At 67.5% G+C, this 360-nt stretch carries 1 protein-coding gene; it reads right to left on the bottom strand.

What is annotated here, in order from left to right; genetic code table 11:
• Nucleotides 1–360: aspartate-semialdehyde dehydrogenase (locus J0A65_RS26500; RefSeq protein WP_206597161.1), on the bottom strand; the 360-nt coding region annotated here is incomplete at both ends.

Genomic DNA, 360 nt, shown 5'->3' with positions numbered 1-360 from the left:
CCAGCTCCTGCACGCCACTACGACCCAGCGTGGAAATCGACAGCATGGCATTCAGCTGCACCTGACGCGGCTGCAACAGCGGTTTCAGCGCCGCCAGCACCACCGCGCAGGCAGTCGCCGAAGGCGTCGGCACGCTCACCTGCCACGGGGCAGTCAGGCCTGGCGTTGCGCCCTCGCCCAGTTCGGGCAGGACGCACGGCGCCAGCTCCAGCGGCAAGGCGGCACTGAGATCGATCAGCGAACAGCCGGCAGCACGCACGGCCTCGTGAAAAGCCCGCGTCACCTCCACGCCCGCGGCAAAGAATGCCAACTGGACCTGCGTGAAATCGAACGTCTCGAGCGACCTGACCCGCAGCTGAC

This window comes from Bowmanella yangjiangensis, assembly GCF_017255015.1.
Taxonomy (GTDB): Bacteria; Pseudomonadota; Gammaproteobacteria; order Enterobacterales; family Alteromonadaceae; genus Bowmanella; species Bowmanella yangjiangensis.
This window is presented reverse-complemented; position numbering and strand designations above follow the sequence as displayed.